31 protein-coding genes are annotated in these 26,179 nt (G+C 67.3%); 23 read left to right on the top strand and 8 right to left on the bottom strand.

Translation table 11 applies throughout. The annotated features are described in order from the left end of the window. The first annotated feature begins 10 nt into the window (after nt 1–10). From rfbA to F3087_RS18550, 13 genes are all read left to right on the top strand, one after another. Nucleotides 11–883 carry a glucose-1-phosphate thymidylyltransferase RfbA gene (gene rfbA, locus F3087_RS18490; protein WP_150403214.1) on the top strand — a complete coding sequence of 291 codons (873 nt, stop codon included), beginning with the start codon at nt 11–13 and terminating at the stop codon, nt 881–883. 2 nt (nt 884–885) lie between these two features. Next, nucleotides 886–1,446: a dTDP-4-dehydrorhamnose 3,5-epimerase family protein gene (locus F3087_RS18495; RefSeq protein WP_150403215.1), complete on the top strand. Its 561-nt coding sequence runs from the start codon at nt 886–888 to the stop codon at nt 1,444–1,446. After that, on the top strand, nt 1,443–1,691 hold the full coding sequence (locus tag F3087_RS18500; protein ID WP_150403216.1) for a hypothetical protein: 249 nt from the start codon (nt 1,443–1,445) through the stop codon (nt 1,689–1,691). Before F3087_RS18495 ends, F3087_RS18500 begins: the two co-directional genes overlap by 4 nt. Nucleotides 1,692–1,726: 35 nt before the next feature. Continuing rightward, a complete protein-coding gene (metK, locus tag F3087_RS18505) occupies nt 1,727–2,938 on the top strand; it encodes a methionine adenosyltransferase (RefSeq protein ID WP_150403217.1) in 1,212 nt (403 codons plus the stop codon). Between the two features lie 15 nt (nt 2,939–2,953). Then, complete coding sequence (locus F3087_RS18510; protein WP_150403218.1) at nt 2,954–3,952, top strand: aldo/keto reductase; 999 nt, start codon at nt 2,954–2,956, stop codon at nt 3,950–3,952. Nucleotides 3,953–3,985: 33 nt separating this feature from the next. Beyond that, nucleotides 3,986–4,759, top strand: a complete 774-nt coding sequence (locus F3087_RS18515; RefSeq protein ID WP_150403219.1) for a class I SAM-dependent methyltransferase — start codon at nt 3,986–3,988, stop codon at nt 4,757–4,759. 81 nt (nt 4,760–4,840) lie between these two features. Then, nucleotides 4,841–5,548 carry a class I SAM-dependent methyltransferase gene (locus F3087_RS18520; protein WP_150403220.1) on the top strand — a complete coding sequence of 236 codons (708 nt, stop codon included), beginning with the start codon at nt 4,841–4,843 and terminating at the stop codon, nt 5,546–5,548. 68 nt (nt 5,549–5,616) lie between these two features. Then, on the top strand, nt 5,617–6,078 hold the full coding sequence (locus F3087_RS18525) for a hypothetical protein (protein WP_150403221.1): 462 nt from the start codon (nt 5,617–5,619) through the stop codon (nt 6,076–6,078). 13 nt (nt 6,079–6,091) lie between these two features. Next, complete coding sequence (locus tag F3087_RS18530) at nt 6,092–6,355, top strand: acyl carrier protein (RefSeq protein ID WP_150403222.1); 264 nt, start codon at nt 6,092–6,094, stop codon at nt 6,353–6,355. Beyond that, nucleotides 6,352–7,134: a 3-oxoacyl-ACP reductase FabG gene (fabG, locus tag F3087_RS18535; protein ID WP_150403223.1), complete on the top strand. Its 783-nt coding sequence runs from the start codon at nt 6,352–6,354 to the stop codon at nt 7,132–7,134. The genes F3087_RS18530 and fabG overlap by 4 nt, the downstream gene beginning before the upstream one ends. Nucleotides 7,135–7,159: 25 nt before the next feature. After that, a complete protein-coding gene (locus F3087_RS18540) occupies nt 7,160–8,113 on the top strand; it encodes an aromatase/cyclase (RefSeq protein WP_150403224.1) in 954 nt (317 codons plus the stop codon). After that, nucleotides 8,110–8,940, top strand: coding sequence for an alpha/beta hydrolase (locus F3087_RS18545; protein WP_150403225.1), 831 nt, complete (start codon nt 8,110–8,112; stop codon nt 8,938–8,940). Before F3087_RS18540 ends, F3087_RS18545 begins: the two co-directional genes overlap by 4 nt. A 148-nt stretch (nt 8,941–9,088) precedes the next feature. After that, nucleotides 9,089–10,339: an SGNH/GDSL hydrolase family protein gene (locus F3087_RS18550; RefSeq protein WP_191094027.1), complete on the top strand. Its 1,251-nt coding sequence runs from the start codon at nt 9,089–9,091 to the stop codon at nt 10,337–10,339. A 13-nt stretch (nt 10,340–10,352) separates the two neighbouring features. Here the strand turns inward: F3087_RS18550 and F3087_RS18555 are convergent, their stop codons facing one another. Further along, entirely contained in the window at nt 10,353–11,615 is a 1,263-nt protein-coding gene (locus F3087_RS18555) for a wax ester/triacylglycerol synthase domain-containing protein (protein ID WP_150403227.1), read from the bottom strand. A 222-nt stretch (nt 11,616–11,837) separates the two neighbouring features. Between F3087_RS18555 and F3087_RS18560 the strand changes: the two genes are divergently transcribed. After that, on the top strand, nt 11,838–12,530 hold the full coding sequence (locus F3087_RS18560; protein WP_223885177.1) for a hypothetical protein: 693 nt from the start codon (nt 11,838–11,840) through the stop codon (nt 12,528–12,530). Here the strand turns inward: F3087_RS18560 and F3087_RS18565 are convergent. After that, nucleotides 12,527–13,192 (bottom strand): maleylpyruvate isomerase family mycothiol-dependent enzyme, encoded by a 666-nt coding sequence (locus F3087_RS18565; protein ID WP_150403228.1) that lies wholly within the window; start codon nt 13,190–13,192, stop codon nt 12,527–12,529. The two genes, F3087_RS18560 and F3087_RS18565, sit on opposite strands and share 4 nt — an antisense overlap. Nucleotides 13,193–13,267: 75 nt before the next feature. On the opposite strand from F3087_RS18565, the gene F3087_RS18570 reads away from it, so the two are divergent. The 4 genes from F3087_RS18570 (at nt 13,268) to F3087_RS18585 (ending at nt 15,698) form a co-directional block, all read left to right on the top strand. Beyond that, a complete protein-coding gene (locus F3087_RS18570; protein WP_150403229.1) occupies nt 13,268–13,705 on the top strand; it encodes a MarR family winged helix-turn-helix transcriptional regulator in 438 nt (145 codons plus the stop codon). A gap of 79 nt (nt 13,706–13,784) precedes the next feature. Continuing rightward, nucleotides 13,785–14,171 (top strand): NYN domain-containing protein, encoded by a 387-nt coding sequence (locus tag F3087_RS18575; RefSeq protein WP_150403230.1) that lies wholly within the window; start codon nt 13,785–13,787, stop codon nt 14,169–14,171. Nucleotides 14,172–14,253: 82 nt separating this feature from the next. Then, on the top strand, nt 14,254–14,553 hold the full coding sequence (locus tag F3087_RS18580) for an ANTAR domain-containing protein (RefSeq protein ID WP_150403231.1): 300 nt from the start codon (nt 14,254–14,256) through the stop codon (nt 14,551–14,553). Between the two features lie 131 nt (nt 14,554–14,684). Further along, nucleotides 14,685–15,698 carry a YdcF family protein gene (locus F3087_RS18585; RefSeq protein ID WP_150403232.1) on the top strand — a complete coding sequence of 338 codons (1,014 nt, stop codon included), beginning with the start codon at nt 14,685–14,687 and terminating at the stop codon, nt 15,696–15,698. Between the two features lies 1 nt (nt 15,699). Here the strand turns inward: F3087_RS18585 and F3087_RS18590 are convergent, their stop codons facing one another. Together F3087_RS18590 and F3087_RS18595 are read right to left on the bottom strand one after the other, a co-directional pair. Next, entirely contained in the window at nt 15,700–16,377 is a 678-nt protein-coding gene (locus F3087_RS18590; RefSeq protein WP_150403233.1) for a PAS and ANTAR domain-containing protein, read from the bottom strand. A gap of 121 nt (nt 16,378–16,498) precedes the next feature. Next, the gene (locus tag F3087_RS18595; protein WP_150403234.1) at nt 16,499–17,413 is read right to left on the bottom strand and encodes a hypothetical protein; all 915 of its coding nucleotides are present in this window, start codon (nt 17,411–17,413) and stop codon (nt 16,499–16,501) included. Nucleotides 17,414–17,571: 158 nt separating this feature from the next. Between F3087_RS18595 and F3087_RS18600 the strand changes: the two genes are divergently transcribed. Continuing rightward, a complete protein-coding gene (locus F3087_RS18600) occupies nt 17,572–18,390 on the top strand; it encodes a M15 family metallopeptidase (protein WP_150403235.1) in 819 nt (272 codons plus the stop codon). Nucleotides 18,391–18,569: 179 nt separating this feature from the next. Next, complete coding sequence (locus tag F3087_RS18605) at nt 18,570–19,109, top strand: hypothetical protein (protein ID WP_150403236.1); 540 nt, start codon at nt 18,570–18,572, stop codon at nt 19,107–19,109. 7 nt (nt 19,110–19,116) lie between these two features. Here the strand turns inward: F3087_RS18605 and F3087_RS18610 are convergent, their stop codons facing one another. Beyond that, complete coding sequence (locus F3087_RS18610; RefSeq protein ID WP_150403237.1) at nt 19,117–19,923, bottom strand: SAM-dependent methyltransferase; 807 nt, start codon at nt 19,921–19,923, stop codon at nt 19,117–19,119. A 227-nt stretch (nt 19,924–20,150) separates the two neighbouring features. On the opposite strand from F3087_RS18610, the gene F3087_RS18615 reads away from it, so the two are divergent. After that, the gene (locus F3087_RS18615; RefSeq protein WP_223885178.1) at nt 20,151–22,172 is read left to right on the top strand and encodes a putative bifunctional diguanylate cyclase/phosphodiesterase; all 2,022 of its coding nucleotides are present in this window, start codon (nt 20,151–20,153) and stop codon (nt 22,170–22,172) included. A 20-nt stretch (nt 22,173–22,192) separates the two neighbouring features. Here F3087_RS18615 and F3087_RS18620 read toward each other — a convergent pair whose 3' ends face one another. Together F3087_RS18620 and F3087_RS18625 are read right to left on the bottom strand one after the other, a co-directional pair. Next, complete coding sequence (locus tag F3087_RS18620) at nt 22,193–22,870, bottom strand: oxygenase MpaB family protein (RefSeq protein WP_150403239.1); 678 nt, start codon at nt 22,868–22,870, stop codon at nt 22,193–22,195. Nucleotides 22,871–22,888: 18 nt separating this feature from the next. Next, complete coding sequence (locus F3087_RS18625) at nt 22,889–23,530, bottom strand: TetR/AcrR family transcriptional regulator (RefSeq protein WP_150403240.1); 642 nt, start codon at nt 23,528–23,530, stop codon at nt 22,889–22,891. Nucleotides 23,531–23,600: 70 nt separating this feature from the next. Between F3087_RS18625 and F3087_RS18630 the strand changes: the two genes are divergently transcribed. Next, nucleotides 23,601–24,263: a TetR/AcrR family transcriptional regulator gene (locus F3087_RS18630; RefSeq protein WP_150403241.1), complete on the top strand. Its 663-nt coding sequence runs from the start codon at nt 23,601–23,603 to the stop codon at nt 24,261–24,263. Between the two features lie 119 nt (nt 24,264–24,382). After that, complete coding sequence (locus tag F3087_RS18635) at nt 24,383–24,646, top strand: GlsB/YeaQ/YmgE family stress response membrane protein (protein ID WP_150403242.1); 264 nt, start codon at nt 24,383–24,385, stop codon at nt 24,644–24,646. On the opposite strand, the gene F3087_RS18640 is transcribed toward F3087_RS18635, so the two are convergent. Continuing rightward, nucleotides 24,619–26,073, bottom strand: coding sequence for a purine-cytosine permease family protein (locus F3087_RS18640; protein ID WP_150403243.1), 1,455 nt, complete (start codon nt 26,071–26,073; stop codon nt 24,619–24,621). The two genes, F3087_RS18635 and F3087_RS18640, sit on opposite strands and share 28 nt — an antisense overlap. Nucleotides 26,074–26,179: the final 106 nt, after the last annotated feature.

Below are 26,179 nucleotides of genomic sequence, written 5' to 3' on the forward strand. Positions count from 1 at the left end.
AGGACCGGTCGTGAAAGGCATAATCCTGGCGGGTGGCGCCGGTTCGCGGTTGCATCCGATCACGCGCGGGGTGAGCAAGCAGCTGGTCCCGGTCTACGACAAGCCGATGGTGTACTACCCGTTGTCGACCTTGATGCTGGCCGATATCCGGGAAATCCTGGTGATCACGACCCCGGAGGACGCCGGCGCGTTCCAGCGGTTGCTGGGTGACGGTACGCAGTTCGGGTTGACCATCGACTATGTGGTGCAACCGAAACCGGACGGGCTGGCCCGGGCATTCGTGCTGGGATCCGATCACATCGGCGGTGATTCAGCGGCATTGGTTCTGGGCGACAACATCTTTCACGGACCTGAGCTCGGCACCCGGCTGCGCCGGTTCCACGGCTTGGACGGAGCCGCGGTCTTCGCCTACCGAGTCTCGGATCCGACCGCCTACGGCGTCATCGAATTCGCCGACGGGCGAGCGGTTTCCATCGAGGAGAAACCCAAGCTGCCCCGCTCCAACTACGCCATCCCCGGCCTGTACTTCTACGACAACGACGTAGTCGAGATCGCCCGCGGCCTAAGGCCTTCCGCCCGTGGCGAATACGAGATCACCGATATCAACCGGGCCTATCTGGAACAGGACCGGCTCCAAGTGGACGTGCTCGCCCGCGGCACCGCGTGGCTGGACACCGGCACCTTCGACTCGCTGCTGGACGCGGCCAATTACGTCCGCACCGTCGAAGAGCGCCAAGGCCTGAAGATCAGCGTGCCCGAGGAGGTGGCCTGGCGGATGGGCTTCATCGACGACGAACAACTGAGCCGGCTGGCCGCCCCGCTGGTGCGCTCCGGCTACGGCCGCTACCTGCTCGAACTACTGGAACACGGACGGGATTGGTAACCATGCGAATTCGGGAGCTGGCGGTACCGGGGGCATGGGAATTCACCCCGGCCATGCACGGCGACGAGCGCGGCGTCTTCGCCGAGATGTTCAAGGCCTCGGAGTTCGAGAAGGCGGTCGGGCGGCCGTTCGAGCTGTTGCAGATCAACACCTCCACCTCGGCCGCCGGCGTGCTGCGCGGCATCCACTACACCGAGGACCCGCCCGGTCAGGCGAAATACGTGACCTGCACGAGCGGCGCGTTCGTGGACGTGGTCGTGGATCTGCGGCCCGGGTCACCGACCTTCGGCGCGTGGGACAGCGTGCTCATCGACGACGTGGACCGGCGCTGGGTCTTCCTGTCCGAGGGGCTCGGCCACGCGCTGCTCTCGCTGGCGGACGGCTCGACGGTCACCTATCTGTGCTCGCTGGAGTACACCCCCGAATTCGACCGTGAGGTAGACGCTTTGGATCCGGACCTCGGTATCGCGTGGCCGGCCATCGGCCGCGACGGGCAGCCGCTGCGGCTGCTCCGCTCACCCAAGGACGCCGCGGCGCCCCGGCTGCGCGACCTCGCGTCATGACCGCCCGCTCGCGGCGCGCGGCGAAGCGCCGCCGCGCCTGGCGGAAATTCGTCCGGATCGCGATTCATCTGACGCCCGGCTTCTACGCGATCGGCTGGGGCTATCACATCGACGCGTCCATGGTCGACGTGAGCCACCGGCGGCGCGACCTCGCCGAGGCACGTCGGCGCAATGGCCGCTGCCTGTCCGCGACCGAACGCGAAGCCTGGCGGGCACTGGAGAAATCACTCAAAAGCGCACGGTAAACGAGTTTTTCAGTTCTGACCAACAGAGGAATCCCATGAAAATCGCCGCCCGACTGTTCACCAGCGAATCCGTGACCGAAGGACATCCGGACAAGATCTGCGATTCGATCAGCGACACCATCCTCGACGCGATCCTGACTGCGGATCCGGCGGCGCGGGTCGCGGTGGAAACGCTGGTCACCACCGGTCAGGTGCACGTCGCCGGTGAGGTCACCACCACCGCCGCCATCGACTACCCAGCGTTGATCCGCGCGCGCATCCTCGACGTCGGCTATGACTCCTCGACCAAGGGTTTCGACGGTTCGAGCTGCGGGGTCAATATCGCGATAGGCACCCAGTCGCCGGATATCGCCCAGGGCGTGGACAGTTCGCACGAGAACCGGATCGGCGATATCGACGACGAGATCGGCAGGCAGGGGGCAGGCGATCAAGGCCTGATGTTCGGCTATGCGACGACCGAGACTCCCGAAATGATGCCGGTGCCCATCGCATTGGCACACCGCCTCGCGCGCCGCCTCACCGAGGTACGCAAATCCGGCCTGCTGCCGTATCTGCGCCCGGACGGCAAGACCCAGGTCACCGTCGAGTACCGCGACAACCGGCCGGTGCGCTTGGACACGGTGGTGATCTCCACTCAGCACGCCGCCGACATCGATCTCGACACGCTGCTCACCCCCGACATCCGCGAGCACGTGCTCGATCAGGTGCTCGCCGAACTCGCGCTGCCCGCCTTCGACGCGTCGGCGGTTCGCCTGCTGGTCAATCCCACCGGCAAGTTCGTGCTCGGCGGGCCGATGGGCGATGCAGGCCTGACCGGTCGCAAGATCATCGTCGACACCTACGGCGGGTTCGCCCGTCACGGCGGCGGCGCGTTCTCCGGGAAGGATCCGTCGAAGGTGGACCGCTCGGCCGCGTATGCCATGCGCTGGGTGGCCAAGAACGTGGTCGCCGCCGGCCTGGCCGAACGGATCGAGGTGCAGGTCGCCTACGCCATCGGAAAGGCCGCTCCGGTAGGCCTTTTCATCGAAACGTTCGGCACCGAACGGGTGGACCCGCAGCGCATCTCGGCGGCCGTCGCCGAGGTGTTCGACCTGCGGCCCGGCGCGATCATCCGGGACCTGGACCTGCTGCGCCCGATCTACACCCCCACCGCGGCCTACGGGCACTTCGGCCGGACCGACATCGATCTGCCGTGGGAGCGCATCGATCGGGCCGAAAAGCTGCGGGCGGCAGCCGGAATCCTCTGACGAGCGCGCCGCGTCATGGACCACGACCGGTTCTACACGCAGCTGGGGCGCACCGGGCTGAAGATCAGCCGGCTCGCCCTCGGCACGGTGAATTTCGGTGGGCGAGTGGAGGAACCGGAGGCCCACCGGCTGATGGACTACGCGCTGGCCAAGGGCATCAACCTCATCGACACCGCGAACATGTACGGCTGGCGCGTGCACCGGGGCTACACCGAGGAGGTCATCGGCCGCTGGCTGCCGGCCCGCCCTGGGCGCCGGGACGAGGTGGTGCTGGCCACCAAGGTCGGCAACGAGATGGGCGCCGGACCCAACGACCGCGGCCTGTCCGCCCGGCACATCATCGCCGCGTGCGAGGCCTCCCTGCGCCGCCTGCGCACCGACTGGATCGACCTCTACCAGATGCACCGGATCGACCGCGCCGTCGGCTGGGACGAGGTGTGGCAGGCGATGGAACAGCTGGTGAGCGACGGGAAGGTGCGCTATGTCGGCTCCTCCAACTTCGCCGGCTGGCACCTCGCCGCCGCGCAGGAGTCCGCCCGCAACCGGCACTTCCTCGGCGTGGCCTCCGAGCAGTGCATCTACAACCTGACCACCCGGTTCGCCGAGGCGGAGGTGCTCCCGGCGGCGCGGGCCTACGGCATCGCTGTCCTCGCCTGGTCGCCGCTGCACGGCGGGCTGCTGGGCGGCGCGGTGCGCAAGCTGGCCGACGGGACCGCGGTCAAGTCGGCGCAGGGCCGCGCGCTCGAAGCACTGCACGCGCAGCGCGACACCATCGTCGAATACGAGCGGTTCTGCGCCGAGATCGGCCGCGATCCCGCGCAGGTCGGGCTCGCCTGGGTACTCGCGCACGCCGAGGTCACCGCGGCGGTCATCGGGCCGCGCACGCCGGCCCATGTCGACGGCGCGATCGAGGCGCTGGAGGTGTCGCTGTCCGCGGCGGAGCTGGCCCGGCTCGACGCCTTGTTCCCGCCGCTGGGCCGGGGCGGGCCCGCCCCGGATGCCTGGCTTTCCTGATCCCCGAATCTTCTGTCGCAGAAAGGAACCCGCATGACCGAGGCGCAGTACAAGGACCCGCGGTTGCTGCCGCACGAGTCGCCACTGGAGAAGGAGGTGCGCGAACGGCTCACGAAACTGCTGACCGAGACGCCGATTCCGCCCGTCTATCTGATCGACAACCTTCCGGTGTATCTGCGGCGGCATCAGCTCGCCGATCTGCTGACCATGGACGCGCTCTACCGCATGCTGCCCGAAATCCCCGGCGTGATCATGGAATTCGGCGTACTGCACGGACGGCATCTGGCCATTCTGTCCGCGCTGCGCAGCCTGCACGAGCCGTACAACTCGTTCCGCCGGATCATCGGTTTCGACACCTTCACCGGGTTCCCCGACCTCGCCGATATCGACCAGGTGAGCCCGAGTGCGGCCGTCGGCCGGTTCGCCGTGCCCGACCAGGAGGTGGATCATCTGCGCGAGGTGCTCGCCGCGCACGAGTCGGGCGATCCGGTCGCGCACGTGCAGCGCACCTTCGTGGTCCAGGGCGACGTCCGCGAAACCGTCCCGCAGTATCTGGCGGACAACCCGGAGACGGTGATCGGCATGGCCTTCTTCGATCTCGACCTCTACGCGCCGACCCGCGACCTACTCGAGGCCATCCGTCCGCATCTGGCCAAGGGCAGCATCCTCGCCTTCGACGAGCTCGGGCATCCCCGCTGGCCCGGTGTAACCGCCGCGCTCCGGGAGACTTTCGGCCTCGATCGGATGGTGCTGCGGCAGCTCCCCCACCGCGAGCAGCCGGTGATCTACCTGAAGTGGGGTGAGTGACACTCGACAGCCGCATCGGTATTCACGCGACTTGCAGCGGAATATCAATCCTATCAACATCATTCACCTCAAGGAGATCAGATGGCTGACGCAATCCCGGCGAACGATTCGTCGATGGTCGATTTCGAACAGAGCTACCAGGATCACACCCTCATGCCGGGCGACGACGTGCTGGATCGACTGCCCTGGGAGATCGATCGGCCGCAGCCCGAGCTGGTCGGGTTCGAGAATGCCGGTCGCGTTCGCGGCGAGGTGCTCGATATCGGTTGCGGGCCAGGCGATTCCGCCATCTACCTGGCGGGGCGCGGATATCGGGTGACCGGGCTGGACTTCTCGCCGACGGTCATCGAGAAGGCCCGGGCGCGAGCGGCGGCCGAGGGCGTCGAGGCGTCGTTCGGCGTCGCCGACGCCACCGAACTGACCGAGTACGCGGGCCGGTTCGACACCGTCGTCAGCAGCGCGCTGTTCCACTGCCTCGAGCCGGAGCAGCGGCGACCGCACGTCGCCGCGTTGTTGCGCGCGACCAAGCGGGGGGCGCGGCTAATCCAATTCACCTTTGCCAAAAGCGAATTCAGCGGTGCCTTCGCACCGTATGCGATCGATGAGGACGAGTTGCGCGACATCTTCGGCGCGCCGTGGTCGATCAACACCCTGCGGCTCGGCAATCTGGCGGCGGTGGCGTCCCCGCCCATGCTGGAGTCCTTCGCGGAGAGCGGTTTCCGGCCCGAACTCGACGCCGACGGGGCGATGCTGCTGCCGATCTGGGTGCTCGAAGCCGACCGCGCCTGAGCCGATGTACAGACAGTTTTCAGAGGACTTCAAGTGCGACGCGAGTAGGTGCGCCCAGGATCGGCCCTATGACCAAAACACTTCTGCTGCTCCTCGGAATACTGGCCGCCAGTACGGTTCCGGCGCAGACCGCGCAGGCGACGCCCATCGAGTCCCTGCCGATCGGCACCTGGACGGGTCTGGTGAAGGTGAGCGAGGACCCGCCGCACGAGGCCATCTTCCAGTTCACCGAGTCGGGCAAGATCTGCCTGACCTTCGGTCACCCCGGCGATGCCTCCGGCAGCGGCACCGGCACCTGGCAGGAAGCCGGGCACAACCGGTTCACCTTCGAGCTCACCCATGACGTGATCCTCCCGGACGGCACGCTGGCCGCGTATGTGTCGGTGCAGCACACCGCCAAGCAGAACCGGGACAAGTTCTCCAGCTCCGGCGACACCCAGGTCACCGATCCGGCCGGCAACCCGGTGCGGTCCGGGCCGTCCTCGATCGAGGCGACCCGGACCAGCAAGCACACTCCGACCTGCAAGTAGGAAGGCTTTACCCATGGCCGACAGGCAGCTCACCATGGAGGAATTCCAGAGCATCATGTTCGCCGCAGTCGGCGGCGACGGCGCTAATTTCGTCGCCGACACCGAGCAGGAATTCGAGGATCTCGGCTACGACTCGCTCGCACTGCTGGAGGCGGGCGGCCGGATCGAACGCGAATACGGTATCTCCCTTGATGATTCGGTGTTGACCGGCTCGACGACCCCGCAGTCGTTCGTCGACGCCGTCAACCAGGTCATCTCGACCGGGACAGCGGCATGAGCGCCCCGGCCGGCCGGGTCGCGCTGATCACCGGGGCGACCAGCGGCATCGGCCTCGCGGTGGCGAATCAGCTTGCTGCTCAGGGGCATCCGGTCTTCATCGGGGCGCGCACGGCGGAGACCGTCGCGCAGACGGTGAAGGACCTGCGGGAACGGGACCTGACCGTCGACGGGACCGAACTCGACGTCCGCTCCGCCGACTCGGTGCGCGAATTCGTCGCTGCCGCGGCGACCCGGTTCGGCGGCGTGGACATCCTGGTGAACAACGCCGGGCGCAGCGGTGGCGGGGTCACCGCCGACGTCACCGACGAAGTGTGGTTCGACGTCATAGATACCAACCTGCACAGCGTGTTCCGGATGACGCGGGAGGTGCTCAACGCCGGCCTGCGAGACAAGCCGTGGGGGCGGATCATCAATATCGCGTCCACCGCGGGCAAGCAGGGCGTGGTCCTCGGCGCACCCTATTCGGCCTCGAAGCACGGCGTGGTCGGGTTCACCAAGGCACTCGGCAACGAGCTGGCGCCGACCGGTATCACGGTGAACGCGGTGTGCCCCGGGTACGTGGAAACGCCGATGGCACAACGGGTCCGGCAGGGTTATGCCGCGGCCTACGACACCACCGAGGATCAGATCCTGACCCGGTTCCAGTCGAAGATCCCGCTCGGCCGGTACTCCACCCCGGACGAGGTCGCGGGCCTGGTCGGCTACCTGACCTCGGATGTGGCCGCCTCCATCACCGCTCAGGCGCTCAACGTCTGCGGCGGTCTCGGCAACTTCTGATACTCATCCCCCCTTGGAGGCGATCATGTCTGTACAGGAATGCGAACACGAGATCACCATCGCGGCGCCCGCCGCCGTCGTCTACCGGTTGATCGCGGAGGTCGAGAACTGGCCGCACATCTTCCCGCCGACCATCCACGTAGATCAGCAGCGCACCGGCGATCGGGAGGAACGCATCCAGATCTGGGCCACCGCGAACGGTGAACCGAAGAGCTGGGTGTCGCGGCGCACCCTGGATCCCGACCGGTTCCGGATCAGGTTCCAGCAGGAGGTGTCGGCGCCGCCGGTGGCCTCGATGTACGGGGAGTGGATCATCGAGCCGGATCCGGCCGGTCATTCGCGCGTGCGGTTGTTGCACGGGTATCGCGCGATCGACGACGATCCGGAGGGCCTGGCCTGGATCGAGGCCGCGGTCGACCGCAATTCCCGCGCGGAACTGGCCGCGTTGCGGAGCAACATCGAATCGACTATTGCCGCAACGGAATCCACCTTCTCGTTCGAGGATTCGGTGGTGGTGCGCGGCGGGGCCGGCGATGTGTACGACTTCGTGAACGAGGCGGATCGGTGGGTCGAACGGCTCCCCCATGTGGCCTCGGTTCGCTTCGAGCAGACCGCACAGGGGGTGCAGACGCTCGAGATGGACACCAAGGCCAAGGACGGGTCCACCCACCGCACGATGTCGTACCGGGTGGTGTTTCCCGGCGAGCGGATCGTCTACAAACAGGTCACCCTGCCGAAACTGCTTGCGCTGCATACCGGTGTGTGGACCTTCACGCCGGTCGAGGACGGAGTGCGCGCGTCGTCACAGCACACCGTGGTGTTGAACACCGACAACATCGCCGCCGTCCTCGGCGACCGCGCGACCACGGCCGACGCGCGGGACTACGTTCGAAATGCCCTGAGCACCAACAGCAGCGCCACCCTGGAACTCGCCAAGGCCTATGCCGAGGACCGGGCGGGTGTCGCTGCCGTCGAATGACCCCCGAGGTCCGCCGGATCGACCTGGTGGCAGGCGAACTCACCTTGTCGGCGCTGCTGTGCGCGGCCGAAAACCCGCGCGCAGTGGTCGTCGCACTGCACGGCGCCGGCACCAGCGCGCACTATTTCGACGGCCGCGCGCACCCCGACGTGTCCCTGCTGGCACTCGGGGCGCGGCTCGGTTACACCATGCTCGCGATCGACCGTCCCGGATACCCGGTCTCCACTCCCGATCCGGCCGGCGGGCAGTCGATCGCACAGCAGGCGCACACCATCGCGGCGGCCCTGCGTACCTTCCGCGCGAATCACGCAGTGGGACAGGGCCTCTTCCTGCTCGGCCACTCCTTCGGCAGCGCCGTCGCCATGACCATGGCCGCCGCCCCGGACACCACCGAGGTACTCGGCCTGGACCTCTCCGGCTGGGGCGCAGACTTCGCCGACGGCCTGAACCTGGACACCGTGCGCCTGCACTGGGGCCCACTGCGCCTGTACCCACCCGGCACATTCCGCTCCGGCGCGGCAATGCTGGGCCCGGTACCTCCGAACGAACGCGCCGAAGTATTCACCTGGACAACACAATTCGCCGACATCGCCGCAAAAATCCCCGTCCCCGTCCGCTTCACCTTCGCCGAACACGAGGCCATCTGGCGCCACGACCCCGACGCCCTCCGCACCCTGAGCGCCGCTTTCCACACCGCCCCAACAGTTCTCGTAGACCACCACCCCAACGCCGGCCACAACATCAGCCTCGGCTGGACCGCCCGAGCCCACCACCTCCGCTCCCTGGCCTTCTTCGAAGAATGCCTACCCCACCGAGCCACGACCTGACCACAACCCCTAGGCGGTGCCGGCGCACCAAGATTCGAACCGATCCGCACGGACGGTCGCGCCGAATACTCCTTCAGTGCGGCGAATGGTCCGGTCGGTGACCCGCTGCGCGGGACGCTGTTGCCGGACGTGACTGAGGAGAGCATTCGTGGGGTTTGGACGGCGGTCGCGCTGGTGGGTTCTGGTTGCGGTGTCGGCGGTGCTGGGCGGCGGGCTCGTGCTTCCGGAACCGGCGGTTGCTGGGGCGGACCTGTTGCAGGCTCGGGCCGAGGCGCGGGGTGGGGATCGGCCTGCGGCGATTTTGCTGGGCGACTCTTATGCGTCGGGCGAGGGTGGGCGGTGGGAGGGGAATGGGCCCGGTGCGGTTGATCGGGGGGTGTTTCAAACTTATGGCGGGACTTGGGATTATCCGGCGATTCTGCCAGGGAACGCGGGGGGATGTCATCGGTCCGATGTTGCGGTGATCTATCCGTATGAGACGTTCGAGGCGTTGGATCTTGCGCGGAACAAGGTCAATGTCGCTTGTGGTGGGGCCGAGATCAAGCATGTGCTGACCGATTCGTTCAAAGGGGAGAAGCCGCAAATCGAGCAGTTGAAGGAGCGGCTGACGCAGAATCCGGGGATCAAATATGTCGTCCTTTCCGTCGGGGGAAATGATGCCGGGGTCAGCGGGGTCGCGCAGGAGTGCGTCAAGAAGTTCGTGCTGAAGCAGTCGGCCGGTTTGAAGCAGGTGAGTGCGGCCGAGGGCGAGAAGTACCAGGCTTATGTGCAGGGGTTGAAGGAGTCGGACAAAAATCTGGTTTGTGCGGCGAGTCCGGAATTGTCAGGGCTCGAAGGCAAACTCGAGCACGTGTACGAGACGCTGTTCAAAGAGGCGATCTCGCCGCTCGCGCCGGATGCGCAGCTGGTGGTGCTCAACTATCCGAATCCGCTGCCTGCTGCCGATTCGGAGCTGCGCGGGCCGCTCGAATCGAATCTGGTCAGCAGGTTGCAGGACGGGGGATGTCCGTTCTTCGACAAGGACTTCGCAAAGTTCGCGGGTATCGCCAAGGACATCAACGGCACAATTCAGAATGCGGTCACCGCGGCGGCGAAGAACAATGTCCCGATCCATCTGCTCGATGTGTCCGGGATGTACCAGGGACATGAGGTGTGTGCGTCGGGCACCACGCAGGACAAGGAATGGATCCGGCAGGTGCCCGCGGATCTGCTGAGCGATCCTGGACTGATTCATGAAGCGTTGCACCCCAATGCTTTCGGGCAACGCATGGAGGGCAAGTGCGTATCGAACTTCCTCGACGAGCTCAGCAGTCGAGCCACGAAATCGGCGAACGAGCACGGCGTGTGTCAGGACAACGCGAATGTGCAGGTGAAAGCACCGGGCAATACCACCCGGTGACGTCGAACCGCCACTACCTCAGCTCAGCGACCGCGTCGAGCCACATGTCCGGCAGCGCCGCCGCCCCGGGCAATCGCGCGTCGGTGAGGAAGGAAACGACCGCGCGATCCCGATAGCTTGTCATCGCGATCCCGAGCCGGTGCCGAGCAGGCAGGAAACCGATCGGCACGGTGCCGACGATCGGCCGGCCGAGCACACTCGCCTCGTCGGTGCAGCCGGGGACATTGGTGGCGGTCAGGTGCGCGTACCGGTCACTGAAATGGTGGTAGGCCCACGGCAGGAACAGCCGGTAGGGCATCCCGGCGATCATCGACTGCGCCGTACTGCGTTGCGCCCCTAGGATTTCCCGCGACAACTTGGCATCCAGCGCGGTGAGACGGGCGAGCGGGTCCGGATCGTCACACGGCAACGGCAACCGGAACCCGACCGCACGCTGACTGAGTTTCCCCTTGTCGCCGCCGATGCTGAGCGGCATGATCGCCCAGACCGGGCTGCCGGTGCCGCGCAGCGCGTGCCACGGCGACTCGGGCCACTGCCGGAGCACGTGCGTCACGGCGGCGAGATACACGGTGTTCGCGGTGGTGTCGTGCCGGTGGGCGATCTCGCGCAGGTGATCCAAGTCGATCTGGCCCCAGTGAATTGTGCGCTCGCCGAAGACCTTCGACCGCGGTAGCGGCCGAGCGAGCGGGAAACAGCCGCGAACGGTGCGCGCGACCGTGCGCATCACAGTGGATCGCGCGCCCTTCTTGGCGGCCGCAGACGGTATCCGCGGCTGATAGTCGTGCCCGTTGGGGTCGGCGAAGGTGGACATGATGGTCGTGGCCACGGACATGCCGTCGTGCAACGCATGGTGGCCGGCGTAGATCAGGGCGAACTCCCCGGGCGCGTAGCCGGAGACGAGCAGCACCCGCCACAGCGGCTGGGCATGGTCGAACGGCCGGCGAATCAATTCGTCGACGGCGCCCTGCAAACCACCCGGGCCCGTTCGCCGTTCGGTCACCAGGACGGTGAGATCGACCTCGTCCTGGGGCACCCAGACCGCCTGCCCCAGCGGCCCCTCGCTGAGCCGGCAACCCAACTGCGGCAGCAGCGGCAGCTTCCGCCGGCACAGCTCGCGCACTTCATCGATGGACGGCGGTGCGCCTTCCAGGAGGAGCACGCCGCCGATGGCGAAGGACATCGGCGGATGCGACGCCTCATAGGCAAGAAAGGCACGTTGCAAGGGGGCGAGCGGCAGATATCGATCGGAAATCTGATCGGCGACCACTGAACTCATCGTGCTCTCCTCGACCGTTGGCGAGTGAATCGGAGCAATACGACGATCTTCCGTGCGGAAGTAACGATAGCTGGAACTTCACTCTCGCGTGGAGACGACGTTTCAGATCCGCCGCCGCGACGCGCGGTTCGGAGCGGCGGTGGCGGGTATCACCCGCGCGAGAGCGTGACAACCGTAGGCTCAGGCGGGTCGACTTCGTAGTCGGCAATCGAGCGTTGTCGTATGGGTAGTGACCGACCGAAAGGGCTGTTGGCAATGCTGCGGAAGTTCCTCGATCAGGGTGTCGTCTCGTTGATCGACAGGTCGGCGCGGGTGCAGGCGCCGCTGGTGGGTAAGTACACGGGGTTCATTCGCGGTCGGCATCCGAGCGAATCGCCCGAACAGATCGTCGAGCGGCTCGGGCGGCATTACTCGGTCGCGGTCACCGCGAGCGGCGTGGTGGTCGGGTTGAGTGCGGCGGTTCCGGGTGTCGGGACGCTGGTCGGGTTGGCCGCGGCGGGTGCGGACACATTGTTCTTCCTCGAGGCATCAACGGTGTATGCCGTTGGCGCGACCGGGGTTTCGGGGAGCAAGGCGGCAGCACCGCGCCCGCCGCTCGTCTCGGCCGTCGTGCTCGGTCAGGCGGGAACCGCGTCCCTGGGTGCGGCCGGGCGCTCGGCCAAGCAGTGGGATACCAAGCTGGCCAACAAGCTGCCGATCATCCGGCGGATGAACGACACCCCGGTCAAGCGATTCGTCGTGCAGTTCATCGTCAAACGCAGCGCGCTCGCGTTCGGCAAGGTGATTCCGGCCGGCGTCGGCGCGGTGGTCGGCGGCGTGGGCAACTACGCACTCGCCCGCGGGGTGATCAAGAATCTGCACGAAGCGCTGGAGAATCCGGAGCCGAGTCAGGTGGGCACGACCATCGACGCCTAGTCGGCGAACAGTCGGGCGGCCAGCGCCGGAACACCCTCGCCGGTAACGCTTTCCAGCGCTGCCGCCCGCCCGGTGACCAGCAGGAGCAGCGCCTTGATCGGACCATGGATCTCGGCGCCCTCGCCATGCGACCAGTCGATATCGGTGGCATGCAAGGCGATTCCGTCGAGCCGCCGCTTATCCCATACCGGCCAGCCGATTTCGGTCGCGGTCGTCGCGCCCGTCGCCGCCGCGTCGAGCGGGATGTCGATGCTGCGCCCCAGCGGGATCGCAATGTCCTGCCCGTGCACCATGGTGTCGAACAGGATGTTGCGATAGTTGGTGGGGCCGGGCAGTTTCCGGGAGGCCGCGTGGGTGCGGATCACCGAGACCAGGTCGGCGACCGGACGATTCGCGGCTCGCACGGTGAGATCGTGGATGAGCCGGTTGTAGTTCCCGTTCGCGCGCAGCCCGGCGATGAACAGCGCCCCGAGTGACGGCGGCTGCGGAGTCAGGGCGAGGTGCGCGGCGACATCGCGTATGCGCCAGTGCGCACACAGCGACGGCGACTCCCATTCCGCGGGCGTCAGCTCCGCGAGCACGTCGGCGATGGCGCGGCGCTGCTGTTCGATGACCCGCCAGCTGGCTTCGCGGTCGAGCGGCTGTCGAAGTTGCGCCGGCATCGGACACCTCCGGTAACATTGGTCAGTATCACTGACTAAAATAGTCAGTTGGTCGTACTACTGTCAAGGAGCGGAATGGCCGACGGCGAGCTGAACGCGGGTCTGCTGATGTACATCGCGCACCGGTCGATGGAAGACCGGATCTTCGCCGAGCTCAGCACGGCCGGCTTCGACGACATCACCGTGGCCCAGGGCCGGGTCGCCCAGCGCGTCGGCGCCGAGGGCACCCGGCTCACCGAGCTGGCCGAGCAGGCGCAGATCACCAAGCAGACCGTCGGATTCCTGGTGGACCAGCTGGAACGGGCCGGCTACGTGGAGCGCGTCCCCGATCCGAGCGACGGCCGCGCCCGGCTGGTTCGCCTGTCCGCCCGCGGTAAGCAGGTGGCCGAATTCTCCAACTCGATCGCCGATCGGATCGAGGCCGAGTGGGCCGCACACCTCGGCGCTCGACGCATGCGCGAGCTGCGCGCGGCGCTCGGCGCACTGCGCGAGATCACCGACCCCTACGCCTGATCGACAGGGGAACAGGTCAGCGCGCCTGATCGAATTGGTCAGCGAACCTTATCGAAGTCGAAGAGAGCAGACTGGACCCGTGACGGATGCCGAGGTTCAGTTGATCGTGGTCGATGCCGCGAATGTCGTCGGGTCGCGACCCGATGGCTGGTGGCGCGACCGCGCGGGCGCGGCCCGGAGGTTGCTTGAACAGCTGACGACTGTGGCCGATCGGCTGGACCAGCCCGCGGAGGTGGTCGTCGTGCTCGAGGGCAAAGCGAAAGCGGCGGACCCCGATGTCGAAGGCGTGCGCGTGGTCTTGGCTGCGGGCTCTGGCGATGACGCGATCGTCGATGTGGTCGCCGAACAGCACCGCGGGCGAACAATCACCGTCGTGACCGCGGACCGCGGGCTCCGCGACCGCGTCGAAGCACTCGGTGCGAAGACCGTCGGCCCGGGCTGGCTACTGGACCGCATAGGTCCGTAGCGGACCGACCAGTACCGGTACTGGTCTATGAAGGTTTGTCAACGGCCCCATAACAATCCGCTCGCTGGGTAGTCCCCCGGGTATGAGCGAGTTATTCGAGGAACGCGGCCAACCGTCCCTCGGGCGCGCCTCCCCGGATCTGCTGGCTGCCCGGGCGGTGATCGAGCAAGCCAAGGGCGCGTTGATGCTGGTCTACGGCGTCGACGCCGAGCAGGCGTTCACCATGCTGCGTCGCCGATCGCAGGCGACCAACGTCAAGCTTCGCGCGCTGGCCGCGCAATTGATCGCCGAACTCCCCTCGCTGGACCTCGCACCCCCCGAACTCCGCGCCAAGGTCGACTACCTGCTGCACATCGCACATCAGCCCAAGCCCAACTCCTGACCGCTGACCAGCGCCGATCCGATCCGGATCCGCGTGAAAACCGTTGGGACGTATCGGACAATCCGCCGGCGTGCGCTGCGTTGACCCGGCCCCGATGCAATCGGACGCCGGCTGCCCGTTACCGTGCGCTGGTGATCCTGCTCACCGTCGGCTTGGTTCTGTTGGGTGTCTTCGCACTGCGGTTCCATCTGGACCGGCGACGGCTGAGCAACGGCGTCTATCTCCTCCTAGGCGTCACGGTCCTCAGCGTGTGGGCGATCGGCTCGGGCGACAACGCGGACCTGACACTCGCCCTGGTCGGGCTGCTGGTGGTGTTGTCCCCGCTGGTGGTGCTCGTGCTGGCCGGGCTGCTGATCGCCAACGGCATGCAGATGATGCGCCGCGAGGGCGCACGGATCGCGAATCTGCTCTCCATCGGGCCGGGAATCGTCCTGCTGGTGCCGTATGTGCTGCTCGGGGTCGCCATCGCGACCGGCAGCCTGCGTTCGGTCCTGTTCGCGTCGCTGGTCATGGCGGTGAGTTATTTCGGGTTCGTGTTCACCAGCTTCGTGCTGTATTCGCTGCTCTACGGCTGGCTGCCGTACCGGCCGGGAATGGACGCGATCGTCGTGCACGGCTCGGGACTGGTCGGCGCGCGGGTATCGCCGCTGCTGGCCAGCCGCCTGGACCGGGCGGCCCAGATCTACTGGGCCGAGCTCGCGGAGGGACGCCGTCCGGTGATCATCACCAGCGGCGGCAAAGGCTCCGACGAGGCGGTGTCGGAGGCCGCCGCGATGGCGGACTATCTCCAGGCGCGCGGCATCCCCGAGGCCAGCGTGGCGCGCGAGGAACACTCGACCACCACCAGGGAGAACCTGCTCTTCATCAAGCGGCTGCTCGGCGAACGCGGGCTGTCGACCCGAATGGTGTTGGTCACCAGCAACTTTCACATCCTGCGCACCGCGATCCTGGCCCGCAGGCTGAAGCTGGATGCGGAGGTGACCGGCGCGCGCACCGCCTTCTACTACCTGCCGAGCGCGATCCTGCGCGAGTTCGTCGCGATCGTGGTCGCCTACAAGTGGACCAATGCGGTCACGTGCCTGACGCTGGTGTCGTTGCCGCTGCTGCTCGCGTTGGCCACCGGCGGGATGCCGACGAACCGGTAGTTCAGGAAACGCGTTCGTGCACGGTCAGCAGCAGGTGATCGAAGCGGGTGCGGAACCCGGCGGTCTCCTTGTTCAGCATCCTGAGCTCGTCGACGAACTGTGCGGCGAGATCGCGCAGCTTGGTGTTGGTCTCCTGGGAGCGCCAGCGCAGCACCCGGAAGGCCTGCTCCGCGTTCACCCCGTAGGCGAGGATCAGCGCGCCCTTGGCCTGCTCGATCACGGCGCGCGCCTCGATCACCTCGGGCAGGATCTCCTCCAGCACTTCCTGACGCTGCTCCTCGAGCCGTTCGCTCACGTCGACGTAGTAGCCGGAGGTGCCGATCACCTTGTCGTCCCCGTCGGTCATGAGGTCGCCGACGACCACGACCTCGCGTACCTCGTCGTGGGTGTCGATGATCCGGTGCCTGCCGTAGAACGGCTGCCCGGTTTCCAGCGCGGCGGCGATGCAGCTCGCGACGTGCTCCCGGTCATCGGGGTGTTTGTGGGACAGCAGCAGGTCGGTGGTGGGTTCCACCTCACCCGGCGCATACCCGTACATCGCGGCGAGCTCGTCGGACCATTCCCACCGCTGGTCGGCAAACCAGAATCGAAACCATCCGGGCTCAGCACAAGCGTCGATGCCGATGGTCTCCTCCATCGCGCTCACCGCCTCCGGTGCAACCTCTTCGCCCAGCGTCACCGCCCCAGTATCCGCCGAAACGGTCCCGGTTCGGAACCCGACCCCGGGAACTAGGCGGTGAATGATCGATCTCGACCTGGGATTTCCGGGCCGGCCCCGCGCTGGGCCGGCCCGATCGGGGCTACCTGCCGCAGAACGCTCTGGCGGTCTTCGGCTCGCCTCTGACGCCGTGCTGACGTGCCGAGCGCGGAGGCACGAGCAATCGCCAGGAATCGTCGTCTTCGGCGCCGGCCACCTCGAGGTCGTATTCGTCTGCGGGGAAACGGAATTCGGGTGAATCGCCGGGCATCGGCGACTCCCGGTCCCGCCAGATCACATAACCGTCTTCGCGCACGATCGTGACATAGAGTGCGCCGCAACATTCTTCGGCGCACGAGGCGAGCTTTACTCGGCGTGGTTGTCCGGTGGCTCGAAGCCCCGTCTGGTGCAGCAGCTGCTCGGGCGGCTCCCCCACGCCGTGCGGGAGGAGTTCGGCGATGATCGGATGGCCGGCGAGCAGAATCCTGGTCTCCGCAACGGGATAGACCGTCGGCCCGGGGGCGACAGGCACGACGACGTGAATCTCGAAGCGGTTCCGGCCTATTGCCTCGTTACGCCGGTCGAGGACGTCGCGAATCCAGCGGTTTCGCCGCGGTACGAACGGGTCCGCGCAGCCGGGGACGGATTCCAAGGTCCGGAGCCAGGATTGGGATCGAAGGACCGACAGGAACCGGTCGAGCACGGCCGAGCGCTCGTATTCGGCCCAGTCGAGGCAGGCGGCGGCACCGGTGCGCAGGTCTACGACGAGCGCGGCGAGGTCGGCGCAGCGGCGGGAAGTCGGTGTCACGCGGGCGGTTTCGGCGGCGACGAGGGTGAACACCTGTCGGGCACAGTGATCGATCTCGGTGCGGTAGCCCTTGGCCGAGGTCATCTGTAGCAGGATTGCGACGGCCTGGTCCCAGACTTGTTCGTCCGGAAAACGACAATGCAGTCGCTCGATCTGTTCGATCAAGGAAACCGGGTGCTCGAGCGCACTGCGCTCGTCGACTGCACTCACCGGGCGGGATAGAACTCGATTCGCTTCATCACGACGCCAACCATACCGCAGACGGCCGATCACGGACCGAACCGCGAGGGTTGTGCGATGCTCATATTCGTCGGACTCGACGCTGGCGAAAGTGGTTGAACCCCAGCCTGAATGGCGAGGAGAAACGCATGAGTTCTGTTCGGTCGTTACGTCGTATCGGCTCGCTGGCGGTGGCCGGCGTGCTGACTCTCGCCCTCGCGGCGTGCGGGGACTCGAGTCCCGATGCACCGGCGACGAGCGCGCCCGCCCCGAGTACGCCAGCGGCGGACGAGACGGCTTTCGTCTCGATCACCGATGTCGATCCGACGATCCTCGTGGACGCGCGCTACTTCGGCGAGCACAACTTCCTCGGCACCCGCATCGCCGGCTACGAGGCGCCGCGCTGTCTGCTGACCAAGCAGGCGGCCGCCGCGCTGGCGAAGGTGCAGGCGGAATTGCGCCCGATGAATCTCACGCTCAAGACCTACGACTGCTATCGCCCGCAGCGTGCCGTCGACCAGTTCGTCACGTGGGCAAAGGATCTCGGCGACGTGAAGATGAAGCAGGAGTTCTACCCCACCGTCGACAAGGCGAATCTGTTCCGCGACGGCTACATCGCGGAGAAGTCCGGGCACAGCCGCGGCAGCACCCTCGATCTCGCCATCGTCGCGCTGCCCGCCGCCGACCCCGAGCCGTATCGCGCGGGCGACCCGCTGCGCGAGTGCTTCCTCCCGGCCGAGCAGCGCTTCCACGACAACATCCTCGATTTCGGCACCGGCTACGACTGCTTCGACCCGGCCGCACACACCGCCAACCCGGCCATCGGCGGCACCCAGCGCGCCGTGCGCACCCTGCTGGCCGAGCTGATGGAGGAACACGGCTTCACCAATCTTCCCGAGGAGTGGTGGCACTTCACGTTGAAGGACGAACCGTTCCCGAAGACCTTCTTCGACTTCCCCGTGCGCTGACCCGGGCCGCACCGAAACCGACCCGCTGCCGTCTATACGCAGGTCGGCCGGGCTCCTACACTGGGTAACTGCGGCACGGTCGACCGTCGGAGCGCCACGGCAACTCAGCGATCGGCAATTCTCGAAGTCCCGATCCGTCCAGGGCCGGAGGATTCGGCCCGTTTCATGGAGGAGGCGGTATGCCCGATCCAGCACACCGCAAGATCTGCCTGCTCGGCCACGGTTGCGACTGCCCCACCGTCACCCTGTTCCTCGCGCCCGAGCCGTTGATCCCCGGCGGCAGCATCCTGCACCTGCTCGAACAAGCGCCGCTCGCCGCGGGCTCCGCCGCGCCGACCCCGGACGCCGACCTGGTCGACCTGGTACAAACCGACTCGACCACCGCCCCCGGCCCCTTGGTGCACGCCGAATTCCGCGCATTCCGCACCGGCCTGCCGGATCCGACCCGAAGCCGCACCATCCTGCACGACCGCCACATCACCGACACCGCCCCGGTCGGCCTCGACCTCGACGACCCCGCCGAACTGACCCGCCTCGCGCTACTACCCGAACGCCCCATCGGCTTCCGCCGCACCGAGGACTTCCAGGAGGAGGCGATGCGCCGAGCGATGCTCGCCGTCTACCGCCACTTGCACGTAGATCAACGAATCCGCCTGACCTACCACGGCTTCGCCGACCCGGCCGCCGGCTGGTTCGCCCTGCGCACCGCCCTCGCCTGAGCGGCGATCAGTCCTTACGCGCCACGCCGCCGTAGGCGCCCGAACGTTCGGGGTGCTCGCCTACGTCGGCGGCGTTGTCGGGCCGCCACAGGGGCAGGTGGACCAGGCCTGGTTCGAGAAGGGTCCAGCCTTGGAAGAATTCGGCGATCTGCGGCTTGGCCCGCAGCACGATCTCGGTGGAGGTGCGGCCGGAGAGCTTCTGCGCCTCGAGCACCTCGTCGGGTTGCCCGTCGGCGGTGGCGTGGGTAATCGCGAGGTAACTGCCGGGGGCGATGGCGTCGCGCAGGCGGGCGACGCAGCCCGCGGGATCGGCGTCGTCGGCCACGAAATGCAACACGCCGAGCAGCAACACGGCCACCGGCTGATCGAAATCGAGCAGCTGAGCGACCTGCGGGTCGGACAGAATGGTCTCCGGTCGGCCGATGTCGGCCTGGACGACAGTGGCGGCCGGATTTCCGTCCAGGATGGCCCGGCTGTGCGCGACCGCGACCGGGTCGATGTCGACGTAAACCACACGGGCCGAAGGATTTACCGCCTGCGCCACCTCGTGCACATTGCCGACGGTCGGGATGCCGGAGCCGATATCGAGGAACTGGGTGATGCCCTCGTCGACCAGGAATCGCACGCATCGGCGCAGCAAATCCCGGTTGGCCCGCATGGTTTCGCCGACGCCGGGGGTGAACTCCTCGATCTGGCGGGCCAGCATCCGATCGATCTCGAAATTGTGCATGCCGCCGACGAAGTAGTCGTACACGCGGGAGGCGCTGGGACGATCCAGATCGATACCCTCGGGAGCCCAACTCGGTCTGGTCATCTGGCGCCAACCCTTCTCACAGCGTCGCATGCCGGCGACGAAAGCATGGTCATCGTAGCGGGGTTCGCGTGCACGTGCAGTTGGGCGGAAGCCCGCAAATCGGACTACCATCAGAGCTTATGGCGTGGGATGCCGGGAGCGGTTCAGATCCTGGCGGGCCGCACGCGGAACTGGCCGGGCAATGGGCGGCCGCACTCGGTGGCGGGCCGCGAAATCACGTCGTGCCCATGAGCTCTGCCGAAACCCGTCGTTTGCTCAGCACCCTGGCGCAGGAATTCATCCACGCCGCCGCCGGCCCGGATTCCACCGATCGAATCGCCGCGATCGGCGGCGAATTGGCCCGCGCGCACTTCGTCGGCGACGAGGTCCTCGGCCGCAGCCTGGCCGTGCTCAACGCGCACCTGCTCGGCCCCGGCGCGGTCCCCGCCGACCGCGCTGCCGAGTTGCTGGCCGCCTTTGCCACCGGTTACCTGCGCGCCTTCCGGGCCTGGCTGCTCGCCGAACAGGAGAGCGTCCGGGCCGCCGACATCGCCGCCCGCCGCGTGGTCGAGCAGCAGCTGCGCTCCAGCGAGGCCCGGCTGCGCGCGGTGTTCTCCCAGGCCGGGATCGGCACCGGGCTCTCCGACATGACCGGGCGGATCATCGAGGTCAACAACGCCTTCGCGGCGATGCTCGGCTACCAGCCCGAGGAGATGTGCAATCTGTCGGTCACCGATCTGACCCACCCCGACGACGGCCCGGACATGTGGCAGAAGTACGCCGGGGTGCTCGCGGGCAAGTACGACAACGTGCAGCTGGAGAAGGCCTACCGGCACCGCGACGGCGGCACGGTGTGGACGCACATCAACGTCTCGCTGATCCGCGACGAGCACGGTCAGCCGCAGTACACGCTGGTGCTGGTCGAGGACGTCTCCGAACGCCGCGCGCTGCGCGAACGGTTGCAGTACCGCGCGCACCACGACCAGCTGACCGGCCTGCCGAACCGCTCCCGCTTCTTCGACGGGCTCACCGCCGCGTTCGCCGACTGCGTCCGGGTCGGCGTCTGCTACATCGACCTGGACCACTTCAAGACGGTCAACGACACCTTCGGGCACGCGGTCGGCGACGAACTGCTCGCGCAGGTCGCCGCGCGGCTGAACGCCTGCGTGTCCCGGACCGATCAGCTGGTCGCGCGGATGGGCGGCGACGAATTCGTCGTGCTGATCCCGCATTCCACCGGGGTCGAGGAAATGGCCAACGTGGCCAGGACCGTGCTGCACGCGCTGGCGCAACCGTTCTATGTGCACGAGCATCAGCTGACCGTCACCGCGAGCATCGGCGTGATGGAGGGACGCGCCGACGGCCTGTCCACCGGCGAATTCCTCCAGGCCGCCGACACCAGCATGTACTGGGCGAAGGCGGCAGGCCGCGGACGGTACGCGATCTTCGACGCCGCCCGCGGCCGCCGCGAGCACACCAGCGCCGAGCTGTCCGCGGCGATGCCGTCCGCCTTGCGGCACGGCGAGTTCTACCTCGACTACCAGCCGATCGTCTCGCTCACCGACGGGCAGACCGTGGCGGTGGAAGCGCTGGTGCGCTGGCGACACCCGGATCTCGGCATCCTCAGCCCGGCCCGGTTCGTCGACATCGCCGAGGACAACGGGCACATCGGCGCGCTCGGCGCGGTGGTGCTGGAGACCGCCTGCCGGGCCAGCCGCGAATGGCACGACCGTTATCCGCACACCCCGACGGTGAGCGTCAACGTGTCCGCCGCCGAGGTGGCCGATCCCGCCTGGCTGGACCACGTGCAGCAGGTGATCGCCGAGACCGGCATGGACGCGAGCCTGCTGCAACTGGAACTGACCGAGCGCGCGTTCATGCAGACCACCGGCCGGCCGCTGCGCGCGCTGCACACCCTGGCCGACGCCGGGGTCCGCATCGCCATCGACGACTTCGGCACCGGGTACTCGAATCTTGCCTACCTGGGCCAACTTCCGTTGCACGTGGTCAAACTCGCGGGCCCGTTCATCCAGCGCATCCGCACCCCGGACACCGCGAGTCCCACCGATCTGCTGCTGCTGGAGACGATCATCGATCTCACCCACGCGCTCGGCTTCACCGTCACCGCCGAGTGCGTCGAGACCCGGCATCAGGCCGACCAGCTGCGCGATCTCGGTTGCGACACCGCGCAGGGCTGGCACTTCCACTACCCGATGCCGGCCGATCAGGTGACGACGCTGCTCGGCGTCTCCGATCTGCGCTTGAGCTGAAAAGCGCACTGCGGCAGGGTTTAACCGAAGGCGAGTAGGGGTTCGCTGCCGTCGGCGGCGGCGTGCTCGGGCAGCGGCTTCGCGGTGCGGGCGGCCAGGATCTGGGCGTACTGCTCGGCGGGGCGGACCGTCCCGTAGTGCGCGCGGGCCTCCTCCGGCGTCCAGACCACCGGGTTCTTCGGCGGCACCGCGCAGAGGATCGGATCCAGCACCGGCGCCGTCAGCGGACTGGTCAGGCGGACGATAAAGCGCTGCGCCGCAACGCTTTGCGCGATCGACCGGAACATGACCCGCAAGGCGACCGTGACGGCCGCGTCGGTCACCCGCGACTGCTGAACGCCGCCCATCTTGCGCATCCAGCGCGGCAACGTCGCGATGGTCGCCTTCCGGAACAGCGTCTGGGTGAGCTTGGCGACCGGCCGCAGCAGCACCGAGTCGGGCAACAGGGTGGACGCGCTGTTCAGCAACAGATCGACGTGCTGCTGCGTCGCCTCGGTCGCGGCGAGGATCGGCCGCATGCGTTCGTAATACGCGCGCATCTCGGCGCGCGACCGCGGCACCTCGTCGACGCCGAACTTCTCATAGGTGTAGAGCACCGAATGCCACGCGGTCAGGTGGATCCACAGTTGCGCGCCGGGATCGTTGGCGTCGTAACGCAATCCGCTGATCGGCTCGGTGCCGGTGATCTTCGAGTGGATCTCCTGCCGGGCGTCGAGCTACTTGCTCGGCCCGAAGACCATGGGTGCCACGGTGCGTTGCGCGTAGGCGCGCACGGACTCGTCGGTGCGCAGATCGATGCCCTGCTCGGTCGGCATCAGCACGCAGGCCGCGAACAGCATGGCAATGCTCTGACCTGTCTCGTCCGGGTCCAAATGTGTTGCGAGGCCGTTTATTTGCGCCATGCGGATATGGTCGGCCACTAGGGCGCTGCCGAGCCGGAGCAGGGCGGCGTCGTCGGCGAGGCCGGCCGCGACGAGCCGGTCCGGCTCCAGGGCCGCGGCGCGGGCGATGACCGGGTGCTCGCGCGCCATGCGCATGCAGGCGACGAAACCTTCCACCAGCCGGGCCGGGTGCCCGACCACGCCGTCGACGGCACCGAGCACGGTGTCGGCCATCCGCCTGCCCTCCCGCATGACGACCGCTTCGAACAGGCCGTCGAGGTCGGTGAAGCGGCGATACACGGTCGCCCGGTTGACCCCGGCCCGGCGCGCGACCGCGTCGATCTTCAGCCGGGAGATCCCGGTGGCCGCCGCCTCGACTACCGCGGCGTCGAGAATCCGGGTCTCGGTCCGGTCGGCGCGCTCGTCGGCATTGCCGAGGATTCCGGCGGTGAGGAGTGCGGCGAGGCTCTGCTTCATACCGCCGAGACATTGAGCGTCTAGTTGTCTCGGCAGTACTGTTGACGGATCGACCACGACAAGGAGAGCCGTGCCGAAGGCGACCAGGGATACGCTGCTGAACACGCTGGCCACGCCCGATCCGGAGGTGCTCCGCCTGCTCGACGAGGCCGACGAGATCACCGAGCGGATTCTCGCCGCGGCCTTCGAACAGATAGCGGTCGTCGGCTGGCGTCGCTCGACTGTGGAGGACGTCGCCAAACGAGCCGGCCTCGGCCGCGCGACCGTCTACCGGAAGTTTCCGAGCAAGAACGCGCTCACCGAGGCCGTCCTGCTGTCCGAGCTGCGCAAGTACCTCGCCGGCAGCACTGCCGCCACCAGCACCCAGCCGACCGCCACCGAACGCATGGCCGAAAGCTGCGCCTACACAGTCGAGTTCCTGCACGGGCACCCGCTGCTGCGCCGGCTCCTGGAAACCGAGCCGGAAGCCGTCCTGCCCGCGCTCACCACCGGCGCCGCGCCGATCGTCGACCTGTTCCAGGAATTCTGCGTCACCCTCTGGAAACGCGAGTTCTATGGGGACACAGCGGTTTCCGAGGACACCCTGCGGCATTTGCGCACAGTGGCGGAACTGCATATCCGAATCACCCTGTCGCTCATCCTGACCCAGCCGAGCTCGATCCCGCTGGACACCGCCGACCAGGCCCGCGACTTCGCCCGGCGCTACCTCGCGCCGATGCTGGACGCGGAATGAAGTTCATCCATTCGATGCGTATCCGGCGCGCGATTACCGCGCGCGAAACCCGGGTATCCCGCACACTGATCGCGGCGTCTCCCGTGCGTCACACCCTGTGAATTTCAAGGAGCGAATCCATGGGCATCATCTCGATGATCATCATCGGCCTCATCGCCGGAGCCATCGCGCGCCTGCTGGTCCCGGGCAAGGAGAACTTCGGCTGGATCGGCACGATCGTGCTCGGCATCGTCGGCGGCTATGTCGGCGGCACGCTGGGCAGCTTGGTGTTCGCGCCGCACAAGTTCACCCTCCAGCCGCCGGTCAATCACGCCTTCCTGGGCGCCATCGTCGGCGCGGTGATCCTGCTGGTCATCTACAAGTTCGTGCGCGCGCGAGTCTGATCCTCCGCTGATACCACGGTGCCCGCCGGATAGATCATTCGATCCGGCGGGTTACTCGTGCGCCGGGCGAGCGGGTAGTAGATCGCGGCGGTGAACACGATGCCGACGATCCAGGAAACGTCCGCGCCGCCGAGCTTTTCGGTGATCGGGCCGGTGTAGAGCTGCTGGGCCAGGAACGGGATCTGGGCGAGCACCCCCAGGACGTAGCAGGCCAGCGCGGTGACGTTCCAGCGGCCGTAGCGGCCGTCCGGGTCGTAGAGCGCCGGGATGTCGATGCGTTCGCGGGAGATCAGGTAGTAGTCGATCAGGTTGATCGCGCTCCACGGCGTGAACACCATCAGCAGGGTGAGCACGAAATTCTTGAAGTTGCCGAGGAAGTCGGCGCTGGCCCCGATCGCGACAAGCATCGACACCGCGGTGAAGCCGACGATATAGGCCGCGCGGGCGAACGGCGTGGTGCGTGACTGCCGGTTGAACGCGGTCACCGAGGTCAGGATGGACATGAACCCGCCGTAGGCGTTGAGACAGTTCACCGTCAGCTTGCCGACCACGATCACCAGATAGATCAGCAGCGCCAGCGCGGACGGGCCCGCGAGTTCGCCGATGAAGCCGACCTGGTTGCCCAGGAACGCCTTTCCCGCCACCGCGGCCACCAGCGCGCCGAACGTCATCGACCACTGCGAGCCGAGCACGCTGCCCGCGAAGGTCGCCAGGAAGGTGGTGCGGTCGCTGGTCGAGCGGGGCAGGTAGCGCGAGTAGTCGGCGACGTAGGGACCGAAGGTGAGCTGCCAGCCCGCGCCGAGCGAGATCGCCAGCACGAAGGTCACCATGTCGAACGACTTCACCCCGAGGTAGGCGCTCACGTCGTACTCGGTGAACAGCCGGATGCCGAGGTAGGTGAAGCCGATGACGCCGACCACCGTGGCGATCCGGCCGACCACATGGATCAGCCGATACCCGGTCACCGCCACCACCGCGGTGAGCGCGCCGAAGACCAGAATGCCGACCGCCGGGTTGTCGATGTGCAGGATCTTGTTCACCGCCTGCCCGGCCAGCACCGTGCCGGTCGCGGCGAAGCCGAGATACATCACGACCACCAGCAGCAGCGGCAGCACGGCCCCGAAGACGCCGAATTGTGCTCTGCTGGAGATCATCTGGGGCAGGCCGAGGCGCGGGCCCTGCGCCGAGTGCAGGGCCATCACGATGCCGCCGAGGACGTTGCCGACCAGCAGCCCGACGATCGCCCACAGCGCGTCGGCGCCGAACACCACCGCGAGCGCGCCGTCGACCACCGCGGTGATCTGCATGTTCGCGCCGAACCACAGGGTGAACTGGCTGACCGGGGTGCCGTGGCGCTCCGCGTCGGGAATCACCTCGATGGTGCGGCGCTCGATCGAACCGCCCGCGTCGAGTCGCTCATCCGCCATGGGCCCGCCTTCCGCACTGTCACCGTGTCCGATCATGCAGTATGGCGCACACCGGTCGGTCTTGTACTTCTTTGTGTAGCACCGGAAATGGGGGCAGCGAACCCGG

Origin of the sequence: Nocardia colli, from assembly GCF_008704205.1 — a bacterium.
Lineage (GTDB): Bacteria > Actinomycetota > Actinomycetes > Mycobacteriales > Mycobacteriaceae > Nocardia > Nocardia colli.